This is a genomic window from Cognatiyoonia sp., assembly GCF_965661665.1.
GTDB lineage: Bacteria > Pseudomonadota > Alphaproteobacteria > Rhodobacterales > Rhodobacteraceae > Cognatiyoonia.
Map to the genome: position 1 here is coordinate 34,155 of NZ_CBFIEO010000001.1, position 25,481 is coordinate 59,635.

Annotated in this window: 26 protein-coding genes and 2 pseudogenes; 8 read left to right on the forward strand and 20 right to left on the reverse strand. The window is 55.5% G+C overall.

What is annotated here, in order from left to right:
- Together ACTF5F_RS00165 and pip are read right to left on the reverse strand one after the other, a co-directional pair.
- Nucleotides 1-270, reverse strand: a pseudogene (locus ACTF5F_RS00165) (ABC transporter substrate-binding protein); the annotation flags it as partial.
- 69 nt (nt 271-339) lie between these two features.
- Complete coding sequence (pip, locus tag ACTF5F_RS00170; protein WP_438954856.1) at nt 340-1,341, reverse strand: prolyl aminopeptidase; 1,002 nt, start codon at nt 1,339-1,341, stop codon at nt 340-342.
- Between the two features lie 64 nt (nt 1,342-1,405).
- On the opposite strand from pip, the gene ubiG reads away from it, so the two are divergent.
- Nucleotides 1,406-2,155: a bifunctional 2-polyprenyl-6-hydroxyphenol methylase/3-demethylubiquinol 3-O-methyltransferase UbiG gene (gene ubiG / locus ACTF5F_RS00175; RefSeq protein ID WP_438954857.1), complete on the forward strand. Its 750-nt coding sequence runs from the start codon at nt 1,406-1,408 to the stop codon at nt 2,153-2,155.
- On the opposite strand, the gene ACTF5F_RS00180 is transcribed toward ubiG, so the two are convergent.
- The 5 genes from ACTF5F_RS00180 to ACTF5F_RS00200 are packed head-to-tail and all read right to left on the reverse strand — an operon-like array spanning nt 2,152 to nt 4,436.
- Nucleotides 2,152-2,592, reverse strand: coding sequence for a MarR family winged helix-turn-helix transcriptional regulator (locus tag ACTF5F_RS00180; protein WP_438954858.1), 441 nt, complete (start codon nt 2,590-2,592; stop codon nt 2,152-2,154). The genes ubiG and ACTF5F_RS00180 overlap by 4 nt on opposite strands.
- Entirely contained in the window at nt 2,589-3,422 is an 834-nt protein-coding gene (locus tag ACTF5F_RS00185) for a carbon-nitrogen hydrolase family protein (protein WP_438954859.1), read from the reverse strand. Before ACTF5F_RS00185 ends, ACTF5F_RS00180 begins: the two co-directional genes overlap by 4 nt.
- Entirely contained in the window at nt 3,419-3,676 is a 258-nt protein-coding gene (grxC, locus tag ACTF5F_RS00190; protein WP_438954860.1) for a glutaredoxin 3, read from the reverse strand. The genes ACTF5F_RS00185 and grxC overlap by 4 nt, the downstream gene beginning before the upstream one ends.
- A gap of 31 nt (nt 3,677-3,707) precedes the next feature.
- Nucleotides 3,708-4,169: a ComF family protein gene (locus tag ACTF5F_RS00195; RefSeq protein ID WP_438954861.1), complete on the reverse strand. Its 462-nt coding sequence runs from the start codon at nt 4,167-4,169 to the stop codon at nt 3,708-3,710.
- The gene (locus tag ACTF5F_RS00200; protein WP_438954862.1) at nt 4,170-4,436 is read right to left on the reverse strand and encodes a double zinc ribbon domain-containing protein; all 267 of its coding nucleotides are present in this window, start codon (nt 4,434-4,436) and stop codon (nt 4,170-4,172) included.
- Here ACTF5F_RS00200 and ACTF5F_RS00205 point away from each other — a divergent pair.
- Nucleotides 4,411-5,280 carry a methyltransferase domain-containing protein gene (locus ACTF5F_RS00205; RefSeq protein WP_438954863.1) on the forward strand — a complete coding sequence of 290 codons (870 nt, stop codon included), beginning with the start codon at nt 4,411-4,413 and terminating at the stop codon, nt 5,278-5,280. The genes ACTF5F_RS00200 and ACTF5F_RS00205 overlap by 26 nt on opposite strands.
- Nucleotides 5,281-5,333: 53 nt before the next feature.
- Nucleotides 5,334-6,419 (forward strand): ferrochelatase, encoded by a 1,086-nt coding sequence (gene hemH, locus ACTF5F_RS00210; RefSeq protein ID WP_438954864.1) that lies wholly within the window; start codon nt 5,334-5,336, stop codon nt 6,417-6,419.
- 45 nt (nt 6,420-6,464) lie between these two features.
- Here the strand turns inward: hemH and ACTF5F_RS00215 are convergent, their stop codons facing one another.
- Entirely contained in the window at nt 6,465-7,058 is a 594-nt protein-coding gene (locus ACTF5F_RS00215; RefSeq protein WP_438954865.1) for a L,D-transpeptidase, read from the reverse strand.
- A 166-nt stretch (nt 7,059-7,224) separates the two neighbouring features.
- On the opposite strand from ACTF5F_RS00215, the gene ACTF5F_RS00220 reads away from it, so the two are divergent.
- Nucleotides 7,225-7,788, forward strand: a complete 564-nt coding sequence (locus tag ACTF5F_RS00220) for a CAP domain-containing protein (protein ID WP_438954866.1) — start codon at nt 7,225-7,227, stop codon at nt 7,786-7,788.
- Here the strand turns inward: ACTF5F_RS00220 and ACTF5F_RS00225 are convergent.
- The 7 genes from ACTF5F_RS00225 to ACTF5F_RS00255 all read right to left on the reverse strand — a co-directional run bounded on the left by ACTF5F_RS00225 (nt 7,779) and on the right by ACTF5F_RS00255 (nt 14,732).
- On the reverse strand, nt 7,779-8,270 hold the full coding sequence (locus ACTF5F_RS00225) for a L,D-transpeptidase family protein (protein WP_438954867.1): 492 nt from the start codon (nt 8,268-8,270) through the stop codon (nt 7,779-7,781). The genes ACTF5F_RS00220 and ACTF5F_RS00225 overlap by 10 nt on opposite strands.
- Before the next feature lie 66 nt (nt 8,271-8,336).
- Nucleotides 8,337-9,539, reverse strand: a complete 1,203-nt coding sequence (locus ACTF5F_RS00230; RefSeq protein WP_438954868.1) for a class I SAM-dependent RNA methyltransferase — start codon at nt 9,537-9,539, stop codon at nt 8,337-8,339.
- Nucleotides 9,540-11,372 carry an ABC transporter ATP-binding protein gene (locus tag ACTF5F_RS00235; protein ID WP_438954869.1) on the reverse strand — a complete coding sequence of 611 codons (1,833 nt, stop codon included), beginning with the start codon at nt 11,370-11,372 and terminating at the stop codon, nt 9,540-9,542.
- Nucleotides 11,373-11,455: 83 nt separating this feature from the next.
- Nucleotides 11,456-12,034, reverse strand: a complete 579-nt coding sequence (locus ACTF5F_RS00240) for a LysE family translocator (protein WP_438954870.1) — start codon at nt 12,032-12,034, stop codon at nt 11,456-11,458.
- Nucleotides 12,027-13,157 carry a CCA tRNA nucleotidyltransferase gene (locus tag ACTF5F_RS00245; protein ID WP_438954871.1) on the reverse strand — a complete coding sequence of 377 codons (1,131 nt, stop codon included), beginning with the start codon at nt 13,155-13,157 and terminating at the stop codon, nt 12,027-12,029. Before ACTF5F_RS00245 ends, ACTF5F_RS00240 begins: the two co-directional genes overlap by 8 nt.
- Nucleotides 13,154-13,744 (reverse strand): CoA pyrophosphatase, encoded by a 591-nt coding sequence (locus ACTF5F_RS00250; RefSeq protein WP_438954872.1) that lies wholly within the window; start codon nt 13,742-13,744, stop codon nt 13,154-13,156. Before ACTF5F_RS00250 ends, ACTF5F_RS00245 begins: the two co-directional genes overlap by 4 nt.
- On the reverse strand, nt 13,737-14,732 hold the full coding sequence (locus tag ACTF5F_RS00255) for an Hsp33 family molecular chaperone HslO (RefSeq protein WP_438954873.1): 996 nt from the start codon (nt 14,730-14,732) through the stop codon (nt 13,737-13,739). Before ACTF5F_RS00255 ends, ACTF5F_RS00250 begins: the two co-directional genes overlap by 8 nt.
- 77 nt (nt 14,733-14,809) lie before the next feature.
- Between ACTF5F_RS00255 and ACTF5F_RS00260 the strand changes: the two genes are divergently transcribed.
- Both ACTF5F_RS00260 and ACTF5F_RS00265 read left to right on the forward strand, forming a co-directional pair.
- Nucleotides 14,810-15,244: an NUDIX hydrolase gene (locus ACTF5F_RS00260; protein WP_438954874.1), complete on the forward strand. Its 435-nt coding sequence runs from the start codon at nt 14,810-14,812 to the stop codon at nt 15,242-15,244.
- A gap of 57 nt (nt 15,245-15,301) precedes the next feature.
- Nucleotides 15,302-16,519: an argininosuccinate synthase gene (locus ACTF5F_RS00265; RefSeq protein ID WP_438954875.1), complete on the forward strand. Its 1,218-nt coding sequence runs from the start codon at nt 15,302-15,304 to the stop codon at nt 16,517-16,519.
- 3 nt (nt 16,520-16,522) lie between these two features.
- Here ACTF5F_RS00265 and ACTF5F_RS00270 read toward each other — a convergent pair whose 3' ends face one another.
- Nucleotides 16,523-17,227 carry an HAD family hydrolase gene (locus ACTF5F_RS00270; protein WP_438954876.1) on the reverse strand — a complete coding sequence of 235 codons (705 nt, stop codon included), beginning with the start codon at nt 17,225-17,227 and terminating at the stop codon, nt 16,523-16,525.
- Between the two features lie 115 nt (nt 17,228-17,342).
- Between ACTF5F_RS00270 and msrA the strand changes: the two are divergent.
- Nucleotides 17,343-17,974, forward strand: a pseudogene (msrA, locus tag ACTF5F_RS00275) (peptide-methionine (S)-S-oxide reductase MsrA).
- A gap of 23 nt (nt 17,975-17,997) precedes the next feature.
- Here the strand turns inward: msrA and ACTF5F_RS00280 are convergent.
- Nucleotides 17,998-18,873, reverse strand: coding sequence for a ribokinase (locus ACTF5F_RS00280; protein WP_438954877.1), 876 nt, complete (start codon nt 18,871-18,873; stop codon nt 17,998-18,000).
- A 3-nt stretch (nt 18,874-18,876) separates the two neighbouring features.
- Nucleotides 18,877-21,132 carry an NADP-dependent malic enzyme gene (locus ACTF5F_RS00285; RefSeq protein WP_438954878.1) on the reverse strand — a complete coding sequence of 752 codons (2,256 nt, stop codon included), beginning with the start codon at nt 21,130-21,132 and terminating at the stop codon, nt 18,877-18,879.
- 122 nt (nt 21,133-21,254) lie between these two features.
- Here ACTF5F_RS00285 and mutS point away from each other — a divergent pair, with 122 nt between their 5' ends.
- Nucleotides 21,255-23,885: a DNA mismatch repair protein MutS gene (gene mutS / locus ACTF5F_RS00290; protein WP_438954879.1), complete on the forward strand. Its 2,631-nt coding sequence runs from the start codon at nt 21,255-21,257 to the stop codon at nt 23,883-23,885.
- Here the strand turns inward: mutS and grpE are convergent.
- The gene (grpE, locus tag ACTF5F_RS00295; protein WP_438954880.1) at nt 23,882-24,436 is read right to left on the reverse strand and encodes a nucleotide exchange factor GrpE; all 555 of its coding nucleotides are present in this window, start codon (nt 24,434-24,436) and stop codon (nt 23,882-23,884) included. The genes mutS and grpE overlap by 4 nt on opposite strands.
- A gap of 10 nt (nt 24,437-24,446) precedes the next feature.
- Entirely contained in the window at nt 24,447-25,481 is a 1,035-nt protein-coding gene (hrcA, locus tag ACTF5F_RS00300) for a heat-inducible transcriptional repressor HrcA (protein WP_438954881.1), read from the reverse strand.

The following is a 25,481-nucleotide window of genomic DNA, read 5'->3' on the forward strand; positions in this document are numbered from 1 at the left end:
TGAAACTTCCCAACTTTCGGCCAATTCGCCCTGTAACGTGCCATCGGCCGCCACCTCTGTCAGGCAATCAAAGACACAACCATGACCCGCAGCAATCATGAAGATGTCCGCATGGGTACGGCTGTCCCAACTGTCGCTGGAATGCGCGCCACTCAGCCCCGCAACCAGCGTCCCGCCACGGTGCTGCGCCCGAACTGGCAGACCGGTCAGGCTCAAAACACCTGCCGCTGCACCTGACCGAAGCAGGCCACGTCTGCTAATTCTGTTCATACGGGCGCGATCCCTAATTCAGATTTCGATTCGGACGGTACCTTAGCAATTTGGACGGTCACGGCGCTATCAATGGTTTGCGACGGCGCGTGTGTTGGTGAAAGAAATGCTCAGATCGTGCATCGCCCTCAGCAGTTCGGTCGTCACGCTACGCTCCGACAGCGCATGCCCAGCGCGTCCGACCATGCGAAGCTTGGCATTGGGCCAGAGTTTCGCAAGTTCATAGGCTGACACAGGTGGACAAATCATGTCGAACCGACCTTGAACAAGGTAGCCCGGTATATGCGCGATCCGGTCAACACGGTTCAGGATTTGCTGGTCCTCATCCAAGAAACCGCCATGCTTGAAATAGTGGTTCTCTAGACGAGCAAAAGCGCGGGCGTAATCCGCAGGGCTTTCCCCGACAATCCCGTCACTTTCGATGGAGGCCAGCGCGTTCTCCCAACTTGCCCACGCACGGGCGAAGCGGGTCTCAATGCTCAGATCGCCGCAGAAAAGACGTCGATGATACGCCTCGATCAAATCAGCCCGCTCATCTTCTGGGATCATACCTTCGAACTTGGCCCAAAGATCCGGCCAGAACTGCCCAGCGCCACCACCATAGAACCAATCCAGCTCTTTCTCGCGCATCAGGAAAACGCCGCGCAGGACCAAGGCCAAAACCGCTTCCGGATGTTCCTGCGCATAAATGAGCGACAGCGTAGCGCCCCAACTGCCGCCAAAGACGACCCATTTCGGGATGCCCAGCGTCTCCCGAATTTGTTCAATGTCGCGGACGAGGTGCCATGTGGTATTTGCCTCAACCCGCGCATTCGGACGGGATCGGCCACATCCACGCTGATCGAACAACACAATCCGGTAGATGGCAGGATCAAAATACCGCCGCATCACAGGGCTGCATCCCCCGCCCGGGCCACCATGCAAAACAACGACGGGCAAGCCATCAGGGTTTCCACATTGTTCGACATAAACGCGATGTCCGTCACCAACATCCAACAATCGTTGATCAAATGGATCAATCGACGGGAATAACTGCGGCAGTGCGCTTTTTTGGCTCAAGACCTTATCCATAAGAGACCTATATAGCTTGATAAGGTCAGTGACCACAGGCCGCGAAAGGTGCAAAAGGAACGCCATGCAAGCAGACGCCACAAATACGGTTGATCCGTCCGAGATCGCAAAGTTCGAAGCCATGGCCGCTGAATGGTGGGATCCGAAGGGCAAGTTCAAACCTTTGCACATGATGAATCCCGTCCGGCTGGAATACATCACAACGCAGATCGCGGCGGAATTTGACCGCGATTTGAAGGGGCCAAAGCCGTTTGAGGGGCTGCGCATCCTCGACATCGGCTGCGGTGGCGGGCTTTTGTGCGAACCGATGGCGCGCCTCGGTGCCACTGTCGTCGGTGCAGACGCAGCGGAGCGAAATATCCCTGTTGCGCGGCTTCATGCCGAACAATCCGGACTCGACATCGATTATCGGCACACAACGGCTGAAGCGATGGCAGCGGCGGGGGAGCAATTCGACGTCGTGCTCAACATGGAAGTCGTTGAGCATGTGGCAGACCCCCTTGGCTATCTGACCGCGTGTCAGCAACTCCTGAAACCCGGCAGGCTGCATCTTTGTTCCACCATCAACCGCAATCCAAAATCTTTTGCGATGGCGATTGTTGGGGCCGAGTGGATCATGCGGTGGCTGCCTAAGGGCACCCATCAATGGGACAAGTTCATCACACCTGATGAGCTCTACGAGTTGATGACCAATGCTGGAATGGAGCCAGTGGATCGCAAAGGCTATGTCTTCAACTTCGCGCGGTTCACGTGGTCGATTTCTGATCGGGATTTGTCCGTGAACTATGTCACTGCAGCGCTAAAGCCTTCCTAGTTTTCGTTCAGCTTGGTCCGAAGTTCGCGCAGCACAGGCAGCGTGGCTTTCACCTTCTCTTGGCCAACCGTGTCAACAAGCTCCGAAATAACCGGCGCAATCGCGGCCAAAGCCGCGTCCCGCGCGGCAATACCTGGCGGGCTAATCGACACCATCTTTTTGCGCGCATCATCCCAATCGGGTCGCACATGCACCCAACCGGCCCATTCGAGCTTGTTCAGCGTGTTTGTGATCGCCCCTCGGGTCAGATGAAACGTCTGTGCCAACTGGCCGGGTGATTTTTCTGTCCCCGCATGCGCGAGGTGGTTCAGAACCGAAAAATGCGACAGTTCCATCCCCTTTGGCAGCACACGTGCGAAACTCATCTTGGCAAGCTGATCCACCGTCAGCAGTTCGCTGAAAAGTGCAATTGCAAGATTCTTGTTCGTGTCGCTCATTCCGGCCCTTCAAATTCGCGCGCGCCAGAGAGGACTGGCAAACGCTCACGAGCTTTAGACACTTCAGAAAGATCAATTTCAACATAAGAGATACCGGGGGCCGTGCCCGCGTCACTCAAGACCTTACCCCACGGATCAACTGCCAAGCTATGCCCGTAGGTAGAGCGAACCTTATCTATAGAAGAGGGATGGGTGCCTGTTTGTGCGGCGGCCAACACAAAACACCCTGTTTCAATCGCCCTTGCGCGAAGGAGGGTTTCCCAATGCGCGGCACCTGTTGTGGGCGAAAACGCGGATGGGACCAAAAGGATGTCTCCGCCAGCCCGGGCGAGCCGGTGGTACAGCGCAGGAAAGCGGAGGTCATAGCAAATCGTCAGGCCAATCTTTGTGCCCTCCATATCTGCCAAGACTGCGCGACTCCCCGGGCGGGATCCGTCCGACTCGCGAAACCGCTCTCCCGCGCCGAGATCGACGTCGAACATGTGGATTTTGTCATAGCGTGCCGCGACACTGCCATCCGGCCCAATCAGAAAAGACCGATTTGCGAAGCGTCCATCAGGATCATCAGTTTTGAGCGCCAGCGACCCGATGGAGACCCAAACGCCCAGCGCCTTGGCTTGGTCACGGATCGCGGCAAGGGTGATGTCGTCCTCCTCCCGCGCCAGCACAGCTTCTTGCTGCGTGCGGCTGAGGGAGACGCAATTGCTCACTTCCGGTGTCAGGACAAGGTCCACACCACCTTTTGCCGCTTCTTCGATCATCGCGAATGTCTGAGGCAAGTTCGCCTTAGGATCATCGCCAGACGTCAGTTGCAGCAGCGCGACCTTCATGACGCGAGGAGGTCGTCCAATTTGCCGGAACGTTCAGCCGCCGCCAGTTCATCAAAGCCACCCACATGCGTGCCATCGATGAAGACCTGAGGCACCGTTGACCGACCATTGGCCCGTTGGATCATCTCTGGCCGTTCGCTGGGGTAATCCAATATGTCCACCTCAGCGAAGCTCACGCCTTTCGCCATCAGCAAACGCTTGGCCGCGTGGCAAAAACCACAAGTGCGTTTGGTGTAGATTTCAACGGTCGCCATTTTGAGTTCCTTTGCAGAGTTGAAGCCCTACCTAGGCATCTTTCGTCGCGTGTGCCAGAACCAAGATCGAAACCTGCTTTGCGCTCATCGCAAAACAGGCTTCTGTACAGGCAGACAGTGTCGCGCCCGAGGTCATGACATCATCCACAAGTGCAACGTTTTGACCTCCCAGAACACTTCGCGCTTTCGGGTTGGGCTGAATCGCCTCGTTGAGTTCGGCAAAGCGGTCATCAACACCGCTGACACCCAACTGCTGCGTGTACCTAATTCGTTGAAGCGCCGTGAGTGCCAGTCCAGACCCTGTTTGACGATGAATGGCCTTGGCCAATTCCGCCGCCTGATTGAACTTGCGTTTCAACATTCGAAAGCGGTGTAGCGGCACGGGAACCAAGACCGGATCGTCAGAAAGAACATCCCGACCCGCATGACACATCCACCCCGCCATTGCTGGCACAAGGTCGGTCCGGTCGCCATGCTTCAGCCCGAGCACCAATCACCGTCCGACATCGCGATAGGCAATCGCCGCACGCCCCCTGCCCCAAGGTCGGCCCAAGGCCAGACAATCATCGCAGTAAACGGTCTCCCCCATCACATTTCCTAAAAGCGGAACGCCACATAAGTCACAAGACGCACCATGAATGAAATGCGCGACCGGCCAACAGGCACCGAAAAGGCCATTATCCACCTCTATCGGGGCCACGCAATTAACGCATTGCGGCGAATAGACACCGCGAATGAGCCTTTGCATCAGTGCTGCCATTCATTACATCCCCTGCATGTCATCCGAACGCCCCACCCTCTTTGATCGCGCCGCCCTGCGGCGCAACCGTGCGCGGGCGAAGCGGTTGCCGGTCGATTTCTTGAGGCTTGAAGCCGTCGCTGACCTTGAGGAGAGACTGATTGAGGTTAACAGGACGTTTACAGATCTGGTGATCGTCACGCCGCGGCCCGATCTTTGGAAAGGTCGGTTGCAAGGCGCGAGATTCATTTTGGATGATGACCACCTCGATCTGACAGAAGACAGTTGCGACCTCATCATCCATGATCTGTGTCTACACTGGGCAAATGACCCCGTTGGCCAACTCATCCAATCCCGCCGCGCCTTGCGCCCTGATGGGTTGTTTTTGGGCACGATGTTTGGGGGCCTCACGCTGCAAGAGTTGCGGACAGCACTGACGGAAGCCGAAGCACGGTTGTCAGGCGGTCTGTCCCCCCGTGTCGCACCAATGGCCGAAGTGCGCGATCTGGGCGGTTTACTGCAACGCGCTGGCTTTGCCCTTCCCGTCGCAGACGCCCGACCGCTCAATGTATCCTATGCGTCGATGACGGATCTGATGTCAGAACTTCGGCAGATGGGTGAAACAAGCGCCCTATGCGGTCGCCGTCGTCAATTCTCCCCCAAAGCCCTATTCGCGATGGCCAGCGACATCTACGCAAAGAATTTCCCAGCCGATGACAATCGCATCCATGCGACTTTTGATATCATCACGCTTACTGGATGGGCGCCCTCCACCGATCAACCCAAAGCATTGAGGCCTGGTTCTGCGACAAATAGTCTGGCAGAGGCTTTGGGAACAAAAGAAACAAAGCTGAAACCGTTCTAAAGTTGATCTTTATCAAAACCCAATTAAATCGTCACAGAAAGTGCACCAAAGGGATGACGATGTTCGACGCCCAAAATGACGACCCGACAGAGGCGAAGTGCCCTGTTCACGCGGCTCCAGATCATCCGAAGATCAAGCCGGCGCGCGTTGGAATCCTGCTTGCGAACCTGGGAACGCCTGATGGGACCGACTATTGGTCGATGCGCCGATATCTGAATGAGTTTTTGTCAGACAAGCGTGTTGTCGATTACTCTGCATGGCTGTGGCAGCCGCTGTTGCAACTGATCATTCTGACCAAGCGCCCGTTTTCATCTGGTGCAGCGTATCGGTCCATTTGGAACACTGAAGCAGACGAAAGCCCACTACTTACGATCACCAAAGCGCAGACCGCCGCCATTAAAGCAGAGATGGAGCAGCGCTATGGCACCGACGTGCGCGTCGATTTCTGCATGCGTTACGGCAACCCATCGACGAAATCCAAAGTGCGGGAGATGGTCGAAGCAGGGTGCACCAAAATCCTCTTCTTCCCGCTTTATCCACACTATGCAGGGGCGACATCTGCAACAGCGAACGATCAGTTCTTCCGCGCGTTGATGGAAGAAAAATGGCAACCCATCGCCCGCGTAGTCGAGCCATACTTTGCAGAGCCCACCTATATCGACGCCTTGGCGCAATCAATTGAGAAAGCATATGCGGAGGCTGAGACACGGCCAGAAAAGCTGGTCTGCTCTTACCATGGCGTGCCGGAACGGTACCTGCGGGAGGGTGATCCGTATCACTGCCAATGCCAGAAAACCTCCCGCCTTTTGAAAGAGCGGTTAGGTTGGGATGACACTGACATCGTCACAACGTTCCAATCCCGTTTCGGGCCAGAAGAATGGCTCAAACCCTACACAGTGAACGAAGTGGCCCGACTGGCAGAAGAAGACGGTATCAAGAACATTGCGGTTTGCGCACCGGCATTCTCCGCCGATTGCATTGAAACGTTGGAAGAGATCAACGAAGAGATCAAGGAAAGCTTCGAGGAAGCTGGCGGTGAACACTTCACCTATATCCCATGCCTCAACGACGATGATGCACATATCTCAGCACTCTGCAGCATCATTGATCGCAATCTGCTTGGCTGGGTGAACCAATAAAAAACCAGCCTCGATGGGCCGGTTCTTCGTTCCAGTTTTGGACATTCAGATCAGAAGCACCTGCGTACCGACTTTCGTCATCTCATAAAGCTCGGCGATATGCTCGTTATAAAGACCGATACAGCCATTTGAGGACCGACGGCCAATCTTGCGCGTGTCATGGGTGCCGTGGATGCGGTAGTACGTCCATGTCAGGTGCAGTGCGTGCGTGCCAAGCGGATTGTCCGGGCCCGGACCGATGAAATCAGGCCATTCGGGGTTCCGCTCTTTCATCGATGGTGTTGGACGCCAAGATGGGCCCTCGACCTTGCGAATAATCTCTGTCCGGCCGAGACGTGTCAGATCCTCTGTCAACGGCACGGACGTTGGATAGAGCTTGTAGATCGACTGATCCTCCGACCAGTAGTGCAAAGCGCGACTTTGAATGTCGACCAGCACTGCACCGTTCTTGAGATCTTGGAAATATGGCTGCCAATCCAGCGACCGGAAGCTGGAGATGTTACGCACTACGCGACCGTCGACGTCCTGCTCAATCTCTGTACTGTTTTCGGACTGCGCTGTCGCAGCAGTTCCCATCACAGCGGCACTGCCGGCCACGAATGCGCGGCGGGACAACATCTGTGAAAACAGCTTTTTCATAGTCAAACCACCTCCAGTGGCGCATCACATGATGTCGCAGCAATACTGCCATGGTCCGCACGGATCAATTCAAAGATTCGTCAGATCGGCATCCTATTGCTGACGAGTATTTGATCTATCACCGACCTAGGGCTAAGTAAGCGAAAACCGTATAAGTACAGGATCGATGAACAGACGCTCATTCATTGTCAGCTTGTTGGCGGGATCAACTTTGGCGGCATGTACGTCCACGGCCGGTCGGATTGGGCCAAACGGGTTGCCGCTGCCACAAGTTTACCAGATCGAGGATGGCGATACAGCGGACATCCAGTTCCGCATGCTGGACAGCATCAACGCCCTACGACAAGCCGCAGGTGTGCCTGCAGTTGAGCTAGATGCGCGCCTAAATGCCGCCGCTGCGACCCACTCTCGCGACATGTCCGCACAGAACCGCCCATGGCTCTTTGGATCAGACGGATCATCGCCTTTAGACCGCGCCCGTCGCGTCGGTTTCGGCGGTCGGGTCTTGGGGGAAAATATCTCCGAAAGCTATGAAACAGAGCTTGAGACCCTGGCCGCTTGGATGAACCAATCGGACACGCGAGCTGTGATTTTAGACCCTAATGCACGGCGAATTGGCTTTTCTTGGTTTCAAGAAGAAGCTGGGAAACTGTGGTGGACCCTGACGGTTGGAACCGCCGATACAGGTGCCCTACGCCCCGCGTTGGCGCCTAGTGTCTTTCAGGGATAGATAAAGATCGGCGTTCCGTCCTTCACCATAGCGTAGATGTCTTCCATCTCTTCATCATTGACCGCGATGCACCCATAGGTCCAATCGTCTTGGCCCAAGAACGCGGATGTGGTGCCGTGGATGAAAATCTCCCCACCCGGGCTTCGGCCCTGAGAGCGCGCATAAGCAATATCCCGCGCATTTGGATAGGAAATGCCCAATGACAGGTGATACTGACTGTTTGGATTGCGGCGATCAATGCGATAGGCCCCTTCCGGTGTCCGCCCGTCCCCTTCGAAGGCTTTATGTCCTTCAGGTGCAAACCCAAGCTCAAATTCGTATTGCGCCAGAAGCTTGTCCTCATGCAGCAACTGCATAATGCGTTGCCCCTTAAAGAGCTGAACGCGCGTAACCGTCGGCCCTCTATATGTCTTAAACTTGCTCGTGCAGCCCGAAAGAAATGCTGCGATGAGTCCAAGTGCTCCCTGTCTGCGGGTGATCATGCCGCTACCCCGTCTGTTTTTTATTGAGTCTAACGGTCAGCTAACACCACAGCGACAGTTTTATCTTCACAATTTTGAAAAGCTGGCGACAAGCTCCACATGCGCTGACCAGCGGAATTGATCGACGGGCATCACCCAGTTCAACTTAAACCCACCGTCGATCAAGCCTTTTGCATCACGCGCAAACGTGACCGGGTTGCAGGAGACCATCGCGATTTTTGCAATACTCGACTTTATTAGAGTCTGTATCTGCTGCTCTGCCCCAGTCCTTGGCGGATCAATAACCGCGGCATCGAAGCGGTTAAGTTCATCCGGCTCAAGTGGTCGTCTGAACAGATCACGGACCCCTGTCGTCACGCGCTTGATCCCTTGAGTTTGCCGGAAACCATCGTCCAAAGCAGCGATCAACTCTCCCGATCCTTCCACCGCGTGAACCTCCGCGATTTGGGCCAAGGGAAAAGTGAACGTCCCACAACCCGAAAACAAATCAACAACGCTTGCAACGCCCGTGACTACTTCCGAGACTACGTCAACCAGCACGTCCTCCGCGTCTTTTGTCGCCTGAAGGAACGCACCAGGTGGTGGCGTCACCTGTGCCGAACCAAATGTCACGACGGGCTTGGCCAAGGTGACGACGACCTCATCATTCCATGCCAAACGCGCCAATTTGTGTTTCTGCGCCAAGTTCGCAAGCGTCACCTGAAGCTGTGCGTCGAGCGGTTTGTCAGTTTCGACCCAAACATCGGGACCAGCTTCACTGGCAATGACGGTAAACTGCGCCTCTGATTTCCGTGATGCGGCGAGAATAGTCAGATCTTCCAACGCGGGGATCACCGCTTTGAGGGGCTCGACCAGTACCGAACAATCCGGAACCTTCACAACCGTCGCAGATGCCATAGCGTGAAATCCGACAAGGGCGCCCTTTTTGGTGCGACGGCCCGAAAACTTCGCACGACGGCGGGAATTAGGGGGCGAAGTGTGTATCGGGCGAAACTCCGCCCCGATCCCGTGTGCGTCCAAGGCAGCTCGCACGATCCCCGTCTTCCATTCACGGACAAGGTCGTCGGACGCGTGCATGACACTGCAGCCACCGCAGGATTTGAAGTGCCGGCAGGGCGGTTTGACGCGATGGGCGACGGGCTCAATGATCCGCACCGCGCCATCATCACCCAGTTCAATCAGTTCACCCGGCAGGACGCGCGAGACAAATGTGCCGTCCTCAAGCCGCCCCATCCCGTGATGGGTCAGCGCCTTCACCCATTCTGTCATCTATTCCGCCGTGTCGTTGAACTTGATGAAGCCGCCAGACTGACGGTTCCAATACCGCGCGTATAGCCCATTTCGCGCGAGAAGGTCATCATGCGTTCCATCCTCAACGATCCGACCCTCATCAAGCACAACGATGCGGTCCATCCGCGCAAGTGTCGAAAGTCGGTGCGCAATCGCTATGACGGTTTTCCCGTCCATTACAGACACTAACGCTGCCTGAATCGATGCTTCAACTTCGGAATCAAGTGCGCTTGTCGCCTCATCAAGGATAAGGATTGGCGCGTCTTTGAGGATTGCGCGCGCAATCGCAATGCGCTGCCGCTGGCCACCGGACAGCTTCACGCCACGCTCCCCCAAGAAGGCGTCGTAGCCCTTATTACCCTTCTGATCGCGCAAATCCTGAATGAAATCGTGTGCCTCCGCACGTTTGGCGGCGTTCAGCAATTCCCCTTCGGATGCGTCAGGATCGCCGTAAAGGATGTTATCCCGCGCTGAGCGGTTAAACATCGCGGTTTCCTGCGTGACCATACCAATAGACCCTCGCAGGCTTTCCTGCGTCACGTCCGAAATATCGGTGCCATCCAGCTGGATCGAGCCGTTTTCAGCGTTATAAAGTCTCAAAAGAAGCGAAACGAGTGTCGACTTACCCGCACCAGACGCGCCCACAATCCCCAACCGCTCCCCCGGTTTCACTGTGAGGGTGATATCCGTGACCCCACCGGTTTCACCGCCATAGGCAAACGACACATCATCAAATTTGATCTCACCATCCGTGATATCCAGCGGTTTCGCGTTTGGCGCGTCGACCAACGTGTGAGCAGGGCTAAGGGTCTTTATGGCATCCTCAACCTCGCCCACTTCGGCGTACATGCTCATCAGCGTGAAGCTGACCCATCCCGTCATTTGCGACAATCTAAGACCCACCGCGCCACTGGTCGCAACCGCGCCGACGGTTGAATCACCCAGCGACCAAGAGTAGAGCGTCGCGCCGACCATCAGAACTGGTACGCCACCAGCGATGCCCGTCAGCAAAAATCGGAACTTGGCGGAGATCCATCCGAACGTGACCGATACATCCCAAAGATCGGCCATCGCCTTGATCGCCTCTTGGTCCTCGCGTTCTCGTCGCGCAAAAAGTTTGACAGTCGGGATATTCGTGACCGTGTCGACCACTTGCCCCGTCACCATCGCTCGCTTTCCAGCACGATCTTTGGATGCGGTCCGTATGCGCGGCATGAAATATCGGATCAGCGCGAGATAGGCCATGAACCAGATCGACAAGAAGATCGCCGTGCGGACATCAATCGAAATCATAAGGATGATAGAACCAACCAGCGACGCAATCGCGAAAAGGACGGTGTGTATCATCTCAATCACAAGGTTGGTCGACGCACGCGCGGCTTGGAGTTGTTTCTGCGCAATCCGACCCGCGAAGTCATCGTCAAAGAACGATACCGCTTGCCCCAATGTGTGGCGATGCAAACGGGAGAGCATGAGATTTGCCAGCGCAGGCCCAATCACAACCGATTGGGTAACGCTTGACAGTCCCAATACCACAGGTCGCAAGATCAGGAAAAAGACGCAAACAGCCAATATTAGTATCTGATTCTCCGCAAAGAACGCTTCCGGGCTTCCGCCCAGTGCGGCATCAATCACAAGCCCAAGGATCAAAGCAGTGGAGACATCGACGACCCCTGCAAGGATTGAAATGACACCCGACACCACCGTGGGGACATACCCACCTTTGAAGCCCCAAAGCAGGAACGCCATCAATGTGGATGGAGGTGGGCCATCAGCCTTCTGAAATGGGTCAATCCACCTTTCAATTTTCATTCGTTCAAAGGCCTAAACTATCCGTCCCGCCGACAACGCCCAACTTACGGTGGAGTGTCAACGCGCGTTATCGTGAAGTCGCTTCAGAGGAAGAGAAGCAGCGAAAATCCGACCAACGCCAGCGCCATCACACGATTGAACAGAGTCCATGCACACGGTCTGGTCAGTAAAACAGATAGGAGTGTTCCGGCCAAGGTCCAGAACGTGCAGACGCCGATATTGACCGTTGAGAATGTAAGACCGAGCGTGAGCGCTTGGATCATCGGCGGATGCGACGCGACAAAAGCGGATGCAGCGAGCGCAACGGCCCAGATTTTTGGGTTCACCCATTGGAACAAAACCGCTTCGACGAAAGTGAAGGGTTTCGCGTGCGGGTCTTGCGCTGGCGGGACAGCAATCCAGAGTCGATAGGCCAGATAAAGGATCCAGATCACGGAAACCATGGTCAAAACCCATTTCATCATCGGCAGAGCCTGCAACAAAGCGCCGATGCCGAACCCCGTGACGGCCGCGATGATGCCAACCCCAACTACAATACCCGCGATATGCGGCAATGTCCGCGCGAAGCCAAATCGTGCGCCAGATGTCGTGACCAAGATCACGTTTGGGCCAGGGGAAAACAGCCCCAGAAACACAAATCCAATCAACGACGCATTAAGCAAGGAGGTCTTCTTTAGTCAGCTGAAAATCAGATTCGATCCAGCGTTGTTCCAGTTCGACAAGTTTACGCCCCAAGGCGGGGCCCTCAGCACGATCCATGAGGTCTTTGGCTGAGACAGGAAATTGCGCCGTTATTCCAATTCGAGCCATTTCAGCCTGTTTAGAGTCTACTTCCGCACCTATGGACGACGCTTGAAGCACCAATGCAGGAATAGCCTCATCTTTAAGGCGATAACCCGTTTCGGCAGCCGTTGGATGGCTTGCCTTGAGGTTTTGCAGCGCCCGCACCTGTTTTTTGGACAACCTTAGATCATTCTCGGGCGACCCACCCAGCGCAACCAGGCGGAGCATGGGGTCAGGCCGCAATCTTGCAATCGTTTCGTTATGAATTAGCACGTGCAACACATCTGCCGTCGCGCCGGGCAAGCACTGCGCCAGCGCGCCAATCGCAGCCATCGACGCGACGCTCATCGACGGATTGGGTGCTGCAAGAAGTTTCAGAAATTCAGAAGTCACCCGTTCTTTCGACAGCGTCGGGATCTGATCGACAAATTCTGCACAAGCGGCCAGCCCTTCGGCTTCGATCCCAGCTTGCGGATCGCCATACCAAGCAAAGAACCGAAAGAAGCGCAGAATGCGAAGGTAGTCTTCTTTAATCCGCGCACGTGGATCGCCGATGAAACGGATCGTCCGATTGGCAAGCTCCGGCAACCCGCCAATCGGATCAATGACGTTGCCCTCGCGATCCGCGTAGATTGCATTAATGGTAAAATCACGTCGCCTCGCATCCTCAAGAACAGAGTCTGAATATGCGACTTTGGCACGTCTTCCATCTGTTTCAACATCAGTGCGGTAGGTTGTGACTTCGAACGGCACGCCATCTTCAATCAAGGTAATCGTCCCGTGATCAATCCCCGTTGGAACAGCCCTGATCCCAGCCCGTTCAGCGATCTTAAGGACTTCATCTGGCAATGCATTCGTTGCAAGGTCAAAGTCGATAACTGGTTCGCCCAAAAGCGCGTTGCGGACGCAGCCCCCAACGAAGAAGAGCTCATACCCCTCAAACGCATCGAAGATCTTCTTGGCGACGTCAGAGCGCACCCAATCTGTGTCGATGACCGTCATGCCGCGACCCGATCGGCAAGACCGCGCAGAATACGCGCGGTCGCACCCCAAATGTAATAGGGGCCAAATGGGACCACGTAGTAGCGGCGCGTATGCCCTTGCCACCGCCGTCCTTCAATCCGAAACCGCGAGGAATTGGTGGCGAGGTCTAGTGGCACTTCAAAGACTTCTGACACTTCGCCAACCTCGACCATTGTTTCAAAATCAGTGTCTAAACAGGCCAAAATGGGCGTGACTTCGTAGCCCGTGACCGTTTCGTGGGATGGCAAAGCACCCAATATTTCGACGTTTTGACGTGGCAAGCCAATCTCTTCTTCAGCCTCACGTAACGCCGTAGCATTGAGGTCCGGATCATCAGCATCCATCTTCCCACCCGGAAACGCTATCTGCCCAGGATGATGCTTCAGCTCGTTAGAGCGTTTGGTCAGGATCAACGATTGTGTTTCGAGTCTGACACAAACCAACACGGCTGACGGCTTCAAAACGCGGTTTTGAGGCAAGACCAGTCCGGGGTTCAGATCAAAATCAGAAGAGGCGCTGCCATCCTGTGACAGCGCCGCCACAAGTTTTGATCTCAGATCAGTCATTCGGTTCCGTGATTTCCGCTTCGAACCCAAGCGTTTTGGGATCGAAGACGTAGTGTGCACCACAAAACTGACAGTCGGCCGTGACCGTACCAGCATCCGTCGTCATCTTTTCGATATCCTTGGCCGAATAGATCGACAGACTTTGACGCACGCGGTCGCCCGAGCAGGTACAGCCAAAACGAAGTGGCTGCGTATCGAAAACGCGCGGTGCTTCCTCATGAAACAACCGCACTAGCAATTCATCTGGCGTGACGCTTGGGCCTATCAGCTCAATCTCTTCAACTGTGTCGAGCAATGCATTGGCGCGATTCCAGTTTTCACCTTCGTCATCCTCCAACAGCGACGCAGCCATCAAAAGACCGTCCTCGTCAGCCTCCGCCCCCTGACGGAGCAGGGACGCCTTTGGCATGTGCTGCAGCATCACGCCACCGGCACGCCATTCGGACTCTTCACCCGGCTGCTGGCTGCGCCCATAGGTCAGATTGAACCGTGTTGGAATCTGCTCCGATTGCGCAAAATAAGTTTCTGCACAGGCGGAAAGTGACCCTCCAGCGATCGGTGTGATCCCTTGATACGGCGTCATGCCTTCGCCCTGATCGATCAAAATCGCAAAGTAGCCTTGACCGATTTGAGAGAAGGGATCAGCCATCTCATCCAGTGCGTCTGCGTCGTAACTCGCATAAGCACGAATACGGGCAGGCTCACCTTCGTCAGTAGGACCATAGTAATCCGTGGCGATCAATCGGGCTGGGCCGCTTGCCCGCACTTGCAGCGAAAGCTTCCAGCGCAGTTTCACGGTTTGACCAATCAAGGCCGTCAGCAAAGCCATTTCTGCAACCAAAGCTTCGATCAAAGGGGGGTAGTCATGCTGCGCCAAGACAGACTCCAACACCCCATCCAAACGGGCAACGCGCCCGCGGATGTCCGACTTGTCGAGTTGGAACGGCAGTACGGTGTCGTCCCAGGCAATTTTTGCGCCTGTGGTCATGTGCTTTCCTAACGTGTACGGAGTTGCAATACCGCGCCTATATAGGCGGAACAACCCGTGGTCCAAGGGGGCAAGACATGATTAGACGTTTTGGCAACCCCCCAAAGGCGGGCCAGCGCTATATCCAACGGCCAGGCGCCTATGCGATTTTGCCACGGCGCGGGCAAATCCTTTTGACTTGGCAAGGTGATCCGCACAATGAAGTGCAGCTTCCGGGTGGTGGCATAGATGCGGGTGAATCAGCGCTGACAGCATTGCATCGCGAAGTCTTTGAAGAAACCGGCTGGCACATCGCGAAGCCACGACGGCTTGGCACGTTCAAACGGTTCACCTTAATGCCGGAATATGACCTCTGGGCAGAGAAGGTTTGCCACATCTTCGTTGCAACGCCGACGATCAAGATCAGCGCTCCGATTGAGCCTGACCACATCGCGATTTGGATGCATCCGGACACCGCCTTGCGCACCTTGTTCAATGATGGCGATGCCTCCTTCCTCGCTGGCTTGCTCTGATCCCTAATTCACGGTATCGCGCAGCCAAGTTGGAATCATTGAATAAAGGCCCCAGTTATGTCGGCACCCAAGAAAGTCGTTCTTGCGTATTCAGGCGGTTTGGATACGTCGATCATCCTGAAGTGGTTGCAGACAGAGTACGGGTGCGAGGTCGTGACCTTCACTGCTGATTTAGGTCAAGGGGAGGAGCTGGAGCCTGCCCAAGCAAAGGCTGAAATGATGGGCGCGTCGTCGATCTATATCGAAGATTTGCGTGAAGAGTTTATACGAGACTTCGTCTTCCCAATGTTCCGCGCAAACGCCCTTTACGAGGGTCTGTATTTGCTCGGCACCTCCATCGCGCGGCCCCTGATTTCCAAGCGCTTGGTCCAGATTGCAGAGGCAGAAGGCGCGGATGCAGTCGCACATGGCGCGACCGGCAAAGGCAATGACCAAGTTCGGTTTGAATTAGCAGCCTATGCCCTGAACCCAGACATCAAGGTCATCGCGCCGTGGCGGGATTGGGATCTGACCAGCCGGACCAAGCTTCTTGAGTTCGCAGAGCTGAACCAGATCCCCGTCGCAAAAGACAAGCTCGGTGAGGCACCGTTCAGCGTGGACGCAAACCTGCTCCACACATCGTCCGAAGGCAAAGTTCTCGAAGATCCGGCAGAGATGGCACCAGAATACGTCTATCAGCGCACCGTGAATCCAGAGGATGCGCCGAACGAGCCAGAGTTCATCGAGATCACGTTTGAGAAAGGCGATGCAGTCGCCATCAATGGTGAGGCCATCTCACCCGCGACAATCCTCACCAAACTAAATGAGCTTGGCGGCAAGCATGGCGTTGGTCGTCTTGACCTTGTTGAAAACCGCTTTGTCGGGATGAAGTCGCGCGGCATCTACGAAACACCAGGTGGTACAGTTTTGCTTGAGGCACATCGTGGCATCGAACAGATCACACTCGACAGCGGGGCAGGGCATCTGAAAGACAGCATCATGCCGCGCTATGCGGAGCTGATCTACAACGGCTTCTGGTACAGCCCAGAGCGTGAGATGCTGCAAGCCTTGATCGACAAGAGCCAAGAGCATGTCTCCGGCACGGTGAAGGTGAAGCTCTACAAAGGGTCAGCCACCACCGTTGCACGCTGGTCTGATCACTCCCTCTATTCAGAGGCGCATGTGACCTTTGAAGATGACGCGGGTGCTTATGATCAGACTGATGCAAAAGGCTTCATCCAGTTGAACGCACTTCGGTTGAAGCTGCTGGCGGCGCGCAATCGTCGCCTGAAATAGGCCCTAAACCAGTAGTTTCGCGCTTTCCATCATGCGGTAGCTTGGCAGGGCGGCTTCAACAATTTGAGCCGCTTTGCCCGCCACCTCTGGCAACGGTCCTTCGCGACCTGCAAAGCCCGTGCTCTTATGCACGGCGTCGTACCAATGCTGCGCCCAGACGCCGTCAAAGCTCTTTGGACCCGCCGGCCAGGCCAGCATCGCCGGATCAAACTCAAGGCCTATGGCCCCGCACAGCGCCATCATCATCCGCTCAGGATCAGCGCGCACATCAGCGCTGTCGATCACAATCCCGCCCAGCGCTTCATACACCGCGATTTGCTGTTGGAAGCCAACATCCTCCAACGAGACCTCATCGCGCTTTTTCGTGTAACTCGCCACGACACGCGCCGGATGCCGAATAAGGTGGATGTTCACGCAGTCCATCGCCCAATCGAACGGGAAATCAGGCATCATCTGATGCGGCATGTGTTTCATGTAGAAGTGCGGCTTGTTGTTTGGGATGTCGCCAACGCAGTGGTGAGCGACCGTATCTGGATCAGTATTATGTGTGCCCAAAATCTCCGCCTTCATCGGGTGGTCGATGTCGGAAGCCGCGAGGTAGGGCGCATAGAAAGGTTCGTCCCAAGCGGCAAAATCCGCACGATTGCCAAAACTATACATCATCGCCGTTGAAAGATTTCGCGGGCCAGACCACATCGCAATTCGCATGAGTATCCTCCTGACCCTACGGGACGCTAAATGTTGCTAGATGTAAACTCACGCGTGGGTGAACTGCTATTTCAAACGGCTTCGGCGCAACTGACCACAAGAAGGAGGCCCTCTCATGCCGGTAAACATCGAAAAGACCAAATCCGTCATGCTTGCAGTGGGTGTCGGTGTCGCAGCTTTGCTTACCACCGAACGCGCCGACGCGCGCGACATCCAAACCAACGTTCTGGCGGGTAGATGCTGGTGCATCGAAGCGGATTTCGAGAAGTTGGATGGGGTTCAAGAAGTCGTCTTCGGCTACTCCGGCAGCACAACGGCCAACCCGACGTACAAAGAGGTCACCGCCAGAGGATCAGGCCACTATGAGGTGGTTGAGATCACATATGACGCTGATGTCGTGTCATACGATCAACTGCTTCATGCGTTCTTCCGGTCTGTCGATGCAACGGATGCTGGCGGGCAATTCTGTGATCGTGGCGAAAGCTACCGAACGGCTATTTTTGTCGACAACGCGAAAGAGCGAGCAGCAGCTGAAGTAGCGAAAAGCGCCGCACAGAGTGCATTGGGTCAGCGGATGTCACGCCAATTTTGGAAAGCGTGCCGTTCTATGAGGCGGACAGTTATCACTAAGATTACTACAAAGGCACAAACATCGTCCTCACCCGCTGTGGACCGAAGTCACAAGAAAATGCCTACAAATTCTATCGCGAAGTCTGTGGTCGGGACGCGCGCGTGAGGGAGCTTTAGGGCTCTGAAGCGCTGTTCGCGAACTAAGAGCGGAAGTTCTGAACCGCTAAAAGGTCAGGAATAACATCGGCGGTGCCATGACGCATCACCATCAGCGCCCCTGCCTTTGTCGCCATCTGGATCGCCTGGGCCAAGGGCATCCCGCGATCAAGGCCGGCCAGAGTGTAGCCTGTGAACGTGTCACCGGCGCCTGTCGTATCGACGGGCGTCACAGGGATCGCATCAAAAGACTGCACTTCCCATCCCAATGACTGCTCAAACACATCAGCGCCCTTTGAGCCTTTAGTGACAATTACAATGTCTATACCTAACTCTCTTGGCGATTTCCCCATGGAGCTTTGCAGCTGCGCCATCTCCACTTCGTTCAGGATCAGAAAGTGAAGGTACGGTAGAACAGCCTCAATCGCACCTGCATCAAAAGGTGCCGCAGCGTAGGCCACACGAAGCCCCATCATATGGGCCAGCTTTGCGCCTTCGACCTGCAAATTGGTTTCGTTTTGGGTCACGAACCAATCGGTTGTCTGCGCCTCTGACAAAGCGGTCTGAACGCTGACCAAAGGGATCACGGCGTTAGCACCAGGGTACAGAATGATCGAGTTTTCGCCGTCAGCATCGACAGCAATGATGGCTTGCGCTGTATCCTCCTCAACTACACTGATATGGCGGGTATCAACGCCATATTCCAGTAGCCGATCAACCGCCCAGCGCCCGTCATGTCCTACTGCGCCGATATGACAGACGCGCGATCCGGCACGCGCGGCGGAAACTGACATGTTGGTGCCTTTGCCACCCAAAAACACGTCGCAATTTGTGGCGGCGAGAGTCTCCCCCGGTGCGGGAATGTGAGGCACGGAATAGACGAAATCGGCATTGATAGACCCTAGATTCCAGATCGCCATCGCTTACCCCACGCGACACGCGGCCAAGACAGCCATGTTCAAAATGTCGTTCACGGTAGAGACGGTCGAACAAATCTGAACCGGTCGATCAATACCGGACAGGATCGGACCAATCACCGTCGCACCCGCCATTTCCTGCATCAACTTGACGGAGATGGAAGCGGAGTGTCGGGCAGGGACCACAAGGACGTTAGCCGGACCTGACAATCGAGAGAACGGATATTGCTCCATCGCTGCAGCGTTCAAGGCGACATCGACTGTCATCTCCCCTTCGTATTCGAAATCGACATTGCGACTGTCCAGTATTTCCGGCGCGCGTCCCATTTTTTCCGCGCGTTCAGACACTGGATACCCGAAGGTAGAAAAGGACAGGAACGCAACGCGCGGCTCCATCCCCAAATTGCGGGCAACGTTCGCGCCCCGCTCCGCAATATCAGCAAGGTCAGTCTCATCCGGCCATTCGTGAACCAACGTATCAGAAATCAGAACAATCCGGCCATTGTGCAAAACGGCGGAGACACCGACTGCCCCATCCTTGGCCGTCGCATCAAAGACATAGTTGATGAGCTCAAGAACATGCGCTGACTTTCGCGTGGCACCCGTCACCATGCCGTCGCCATGCCCGTGCGCAAGCATTAGAGCCGCAAAAACGTGCCTGTCGCGAGCTGCAAGCCGGTGAACATCGGCACGATCAAAGCCTTTCCGCTGCAAACGCTCATAGAGGAATGATTTGTATTCGGCGAGGTGATCGGTCTTCGCTGCGTTGATAACCTCAATCTCTTCAACCGCATCGGCAAGGCCAAGGTCCGTCAGCTTTGTCGCTACGTCTTTGTCGCGGCCGACAACAAGGGCTTTGCCAAGGCCAGAACGTTGGTAGAGCACCGCCGCCCGCAGGACGCGCGGATCGTCACCTTCCGCAAAAATCACGCGGGCCTGAGCGGCTTTTGCTCGGGTGTTCAGATTGCGCAGGATGGACGCCGTTGGGTCCATGCGGGATTTCAATGAAAGCTCGTAGCTTTCCATATCCACGATGGGGCGCCGTGCGACGCCAGTATCCATGCCTGCCTTTGCGACAGAAGGTGGAATACGGTGGATCAGGCGTGGGTCAAAAGGCGTAGGGATGATGTAGTCCCGACCGAAAGTCAGCTTGGTTCCGTAGGCCATCGCAACTTCGTCAGGTACATCCTCCCGCGCCAATTCAGCAAGGGCGCGCGCGCAAGCGATCTTCATCTCGTCATTGATGGCGCGTGCATTGATGTCGAGGGCACCGCGGAAGAGGTACGGAAAGCCAAGCACATTATTCACTTGGTTGGGGTAATCAGAGCGGCCCGTGGCCACGATCGCATCCTCACGCACGGCATGTGCATCCTCCGGCGTAATCTCAGGATCAGGGTTCGCCATCGCGAAGATAACGGGATTTAGCGCCATGTTAGATACCATTTCTTGCGTGACCGCGCCCTTCGCTGACACGCCTAAGAACACGTCCGCGCCCATCATCGCATCGTCAAGGTACCGCGCATCGGTATGGGCAGCGTGCGCCGATTTCCACTGGTTCATCCCCTCCGTCCGGCCTTGGTAGATGACGCCTTTGGTGTCGCACATGATGCAGTTGTCGTGCTTGGCGCCCATCGACTTGAGCAGTTCAAGACATGCGATCCCCGCAGCACCCGCACCGTTGAGGACGATCTTCACATCCTCGATCTTCTTGCCGGAGATTTTCAGCGCATTGATCAAGCCCGCTGCACAGATCACCGCCGTGCCGTGCTGGTCATCGTGGAAGACGGGAATATCCATTTCTTCCTTCAAGCGCTGCTCAATCATGAAACACTCGGGCGCCTTAATGTCCTCGAGATTGATACCGCCAAACGTCGGACCCATTAACTTCACCGCGTTGCAAAACGCATCAACGTCTTCGGTGTCCAGTTCCACATCGATGGAGTTCACATCAGCAAACCGTTTGAACAGAACAGACTTCCCTTCCATCACGGGCTTAGAGGCCAACGCGCCCAAGTTGCCCAGCCCGAGGACAGCCGTCCCGTTGGAAATCACCGCAACAAGATTGCCTTTATTGGTGTAATCATAGGCCGTCGACGGCTTCTCGTTAATCTCTTTACAGGGGACCGCGACACCGGGGGAGTAGGCCAGCGACAAATCACGCTGCGTGGTCATTGGAACGGTGGCGCGCACCTCCCACTTACCGGGTGTTGGGTTCAGGTGAAACGTGAGCGCGTCTTCGCGCGTCATCTTATTCTTTGTCATCTACTGCCTCCGAGCCAGTTGCCATTTTGAAGGGTTTCCGAAAAGGGCGCAACAGACCGAATTTCGACTTTCGTCGCTAACATTGCGTCGGTACTGTCTCGTTCAGTGATCCGGGGGGATAAATGGCGGCAAAATCTGGCACGACGCCGATGATGGCACAGTATCTTGAGCTAAAGGCCGGATACCCTGATGCCCTACTGTTTTACCGGATGGGCGATTTCTATGAGATGTTCTTTGACGACGCGGTGACTGCTGCTGCTGCACTAGACATCGCGCTCACCAAACGCGGCAAGCACGACGACAAAGACATCCCGATGTGCGGCGTCCCCGTTCACGCCGCTGAGGGGTATTTGTTGACCTTGATCCGCAAGGGCTTCCGCGTCGCAGTTTGTGAACAGATGGAAGACCCAGCGGAGGCGAAGAAGCGCGGTTATAAGGCTGTGGTCAAGCGCGACGTTGTGCGGCTCGTCACACCTGGAACATTGACTGAAGACACATTGCTTGATGCGCGGCGGCACAACTACCTCGCCGCCTATGCGGAGATTAGAGACAGCGGTGCCTTAGCTTGGATCGATATCTCAACCGGTGCGTTCCATGTGATGCTCTGTCCCCGCGTCAGCTTGGGGCCGGAGTTATCGCGTCTGCGCGCAAGCGAATTGATCGTGCCAGATGGGTCTGAGGCGGATTTGTCAGAGATTGCCGAGGAAACCGGCGTAAGCCTGAGTGGTCTGGGAAAGTCTGCTTTTGACAGTGCAGCGGGGGAACTGCGGCTAAAAGCCGTCTTCAACGTGAAATCGCTTGACGCCTTTGGTCAGTTTGAGCGGGTAGAAGTCGCGGCGCTATCCGCAGTCGTTGAATACGTCGACATCACGCAGAAGGGCAAAATTCCTTTGCTGCGCCCGCCACAAAAAGAGCTGCAAAACGCAAGTATGCAAATCGATGCGACAACGCGGCGATCTTTGGAGCTGACACACAGCATGCAGGGCGGGCGGCAAGGCTCACTTTTGTCAGCGGTCGATCAAACGGTCACCGCTGCAGGGGCGCGCCTGCTGGAGCGTCGGATTTCGAGCCCTTCACGCAATTTAGACACTATTGTTGGCCGTTTGGATGCCGTTTCTCATTTCCACAACGACAGTCGTGCGCTTGAAACGCTGCGGGATTTGCTTAAGGCAGTGCCAGACGTCGATCGTGCGCTCTCACGCCTCGCTCTAGAACGTGGCGGTCCCCGCGACTTGGCTGCCATCCGGAATGCAATTCGTCAGGCGGAGAGTTTGCTTTGGCAAATATCGGTCGAGACACTTCCTGATCTCCTGACAGATGCAGCAGAGTCCCTTGTTGGCCATGACGACATTTTGGATTTGCTGGATCAAGCCCTAATCGCCCAACCACCGCTCTTGGCACGGGACGGCGGCTTCGTTGCAGAAGGGTATGACGCAGAACTTGATGAGATGCGCCAACTCCGCGACGAAGGGCGCAGTATCATCGCCAAGATGCAAGCCGACTATGTGAAGCTGGCGGGCGTTTCAAGCCTCAAGATCAAACACAACAACGTTCTTGGCTACTTCATTGAGACAACCGCAACCCACGCTGAAAAGATGATGTCAGAGCCGCTGAACGAGACCTTCATCCATAGACAGACAACCGCAAACCAAATCCGGTTCACAACCGTCGAACTGAGTGAGATTGAGACACGTATTCTGAACGCGGGAGGTCGGACGCTTGAGATTGAAAAGCGCATTTTCGAAAGCCTGCGTGCAGCGGTCATTGATGCTGCAGCTGACCTCAACTTACTTTCCGCTGGACTAGCTGAGTTCGACCTCGCCACCTCATTGGCCACGCTCGCCAGTAGCGAACGATGGGTCCGGCCAGAGCTCAATTCCACCCGCCAATTCGACATTTCTGGTGGGCGGCATCCCGTGGTGGAGAATGCGCTAAAATCGACAGGCGTACCCTTCGTGGCCAATGATTGCCATTTAACAGAGTCTTCTATTTGGCTTCTGACCGGCCCGAACATGGCAGGTAAATCAACGTTCCTTCGCCAAAACGCCCTGATCGCCATCCTAGCACAAACTGGATCCTTTGTGCCTGCAGAGGTTGCCAAGATCGGGATCGTCAGCCAAATCTTCAGCCGTGTCGGAGCGTCAGACGATCTAGCGCGGGGGCGATCCACCTTCATGGTCGAAATGGTCGAAACCGCCGCCATCCTGAACCAAGCTGACGACCGCGCGTTGGTCATTCTTGATGAAATTGGGCGCGGAACAGCAACCTACGACGGCCTTTCCATCGCCTGGGCGACGTTGGAGCATCTGCACGACATCAACAAATGTCGTGCCCTGTTCGCAACGCACTATCACGAAATGTCCGCGCTATCGGCCAAGCTCGACAGCGTCGACAATGCAACCGTGGCCGTCAAAGAGTGGGAAGGCGATGTGATTTTCCTCCATGAAGTCCATAAAGGCACGGCGGATCGGAGCTATGGCGTGCAGGTTGCACGACTGGCCGGACTGCCGCCCGTGGTAATCGAGCGCGCGAAAGTAGTTTTGGACGCGCTGGAGAAAGGGGAGCGGGAAGGGGCCCAAAACCCGAAAGCGATAATCGATGATCTGCCGCTTTTCGCCTCACCTCCGACTGGGCCGGAGCCAGAGATCAAAGCATCAGAGGTGGAAGACAGGTTGCGCGGCATCCTTCCCGACGAATTGTCGCCGAAAGATGCGCTTAACCTAATCTACGAATTGCGCGACTTGCTCGACTAGCTTGCCGGCATAGATGACACGCCGACCTGTGCAGGGCGCAGCAAGCGGTCATGCAGCATGAAACCCTCGGCCATGACCTCCAAGATGTCGCCAGACTTTGTTCCTGGAACAGGCGCCTCGAACATAGCTTGGTGAATTTGTGGATCAAATTTGTCGCCCACTTCTGGCACGATGGGTTCAATACCGTGCTTTTTGAAAACACTGATCAACTCCCGCATGGTCAGTTCAACACCTTCCAAAAGCGCGGCGTTTGCATCGCCTTCAACTTCGTCCTTCGACTTCAGAGCACGGCGCATGTTGTCGTAGACCGGCAGCAAATCACGTGCGAGCTTTGAGCCGCCATAATTCTCCGCCTCCTTACGATCACGGTCCGCGCGCTTGCGCATGTTTTCCGCATCGGCCAATGCGCGCATGAACTTGTCTTTGAACTCATCCCGCTCCGCCTCAATATCGGCGATCGACGCAAGAGTTTCCTCACCAGCCGCTTCCATCTCATCCGCTTCAGCGGCGAGTTCATCAAGGCTCATTGGTTCGGCATCATGGTCGTTCATGGTCAGTCCTTTAAGAACGGTCGGCGATAATCTTGCCGATGCGTTGCGCGGTATAGTTCACAATGGGGACGATACGTCCGTAGTTCAATCGGGTTGGTCCAATGACGCCAACAGCGCCAATAATCTTCCGGTCGGCGTTCATATAAGGGGAAACGACGAGAGAGGAACCCGAAAGTGAAAAAAGTTCGTTTTCTGACCCAATAAAAATTCGAACGCCTTCACCTTCCTCGGTCAGATCGAGGAATTTCGCGATGTCGCGTTTGCGCTCGAGGTCATCAAACAGCGTTCGGATGCGGTCCAGATCAGCTTTCGATTCGGGCCCAGAAAGCAGGTTGCCGCGACCACGCACAATAAGCCGTTCATCCGCTTCGCCTTCATTTTCCCAAAGGGCGAGACCGCTTTCGACAAGTTGCGCAGCGAGGCCGTCAATCTCCTGTCGGCGGGCTTGGATTTCACGGCTGATGAGGGCGCCAAGCGTGGACAGCGTTTGACCCTCTGCAATGGCATTGATGAAATTCGCCGCTTCGCGCATCGATGATGGGGTCTGACCTGTAGGTGGGGTGAAGACACGGTTTTCAACCAAGCCATCAGCAAAGACCAAGACGACAAGTGCGCGATCTGGGGCGAGAGAAACGAACTCAATATGCTTTATCGGCGCCTCATGTTTGGGCGTCAGGACAAGGCTGGCCCCACGTGTGACGCCGGACAAAGCAGACCCCACGCGATCCAGAAGCATGGGGACATCGCTATCGTCAGAAGACAGCGTCGTATCAATCTTCTTGCGGTCTTCACCGTTGAGCTGATCGACTTCAAGTAAGCCATCGACGAACATCCTGAGACCCAGTTCCGTGGGAATGCGCCCCGCACTGACGTGTGGGCTGTTGAGCAAACCGAAAAACTCAAGATCCTGCATCACATTGCGGATCGTCGCGGCGCTGACCTTTTCGGAGAAATCACGGGTCAACGTGCGGGAGCCAACCGGATCACCGGTTTCAATATACCCTTCGACAACACGTCGGAAAACCTCCCGCGAGCGGGTGTTCAT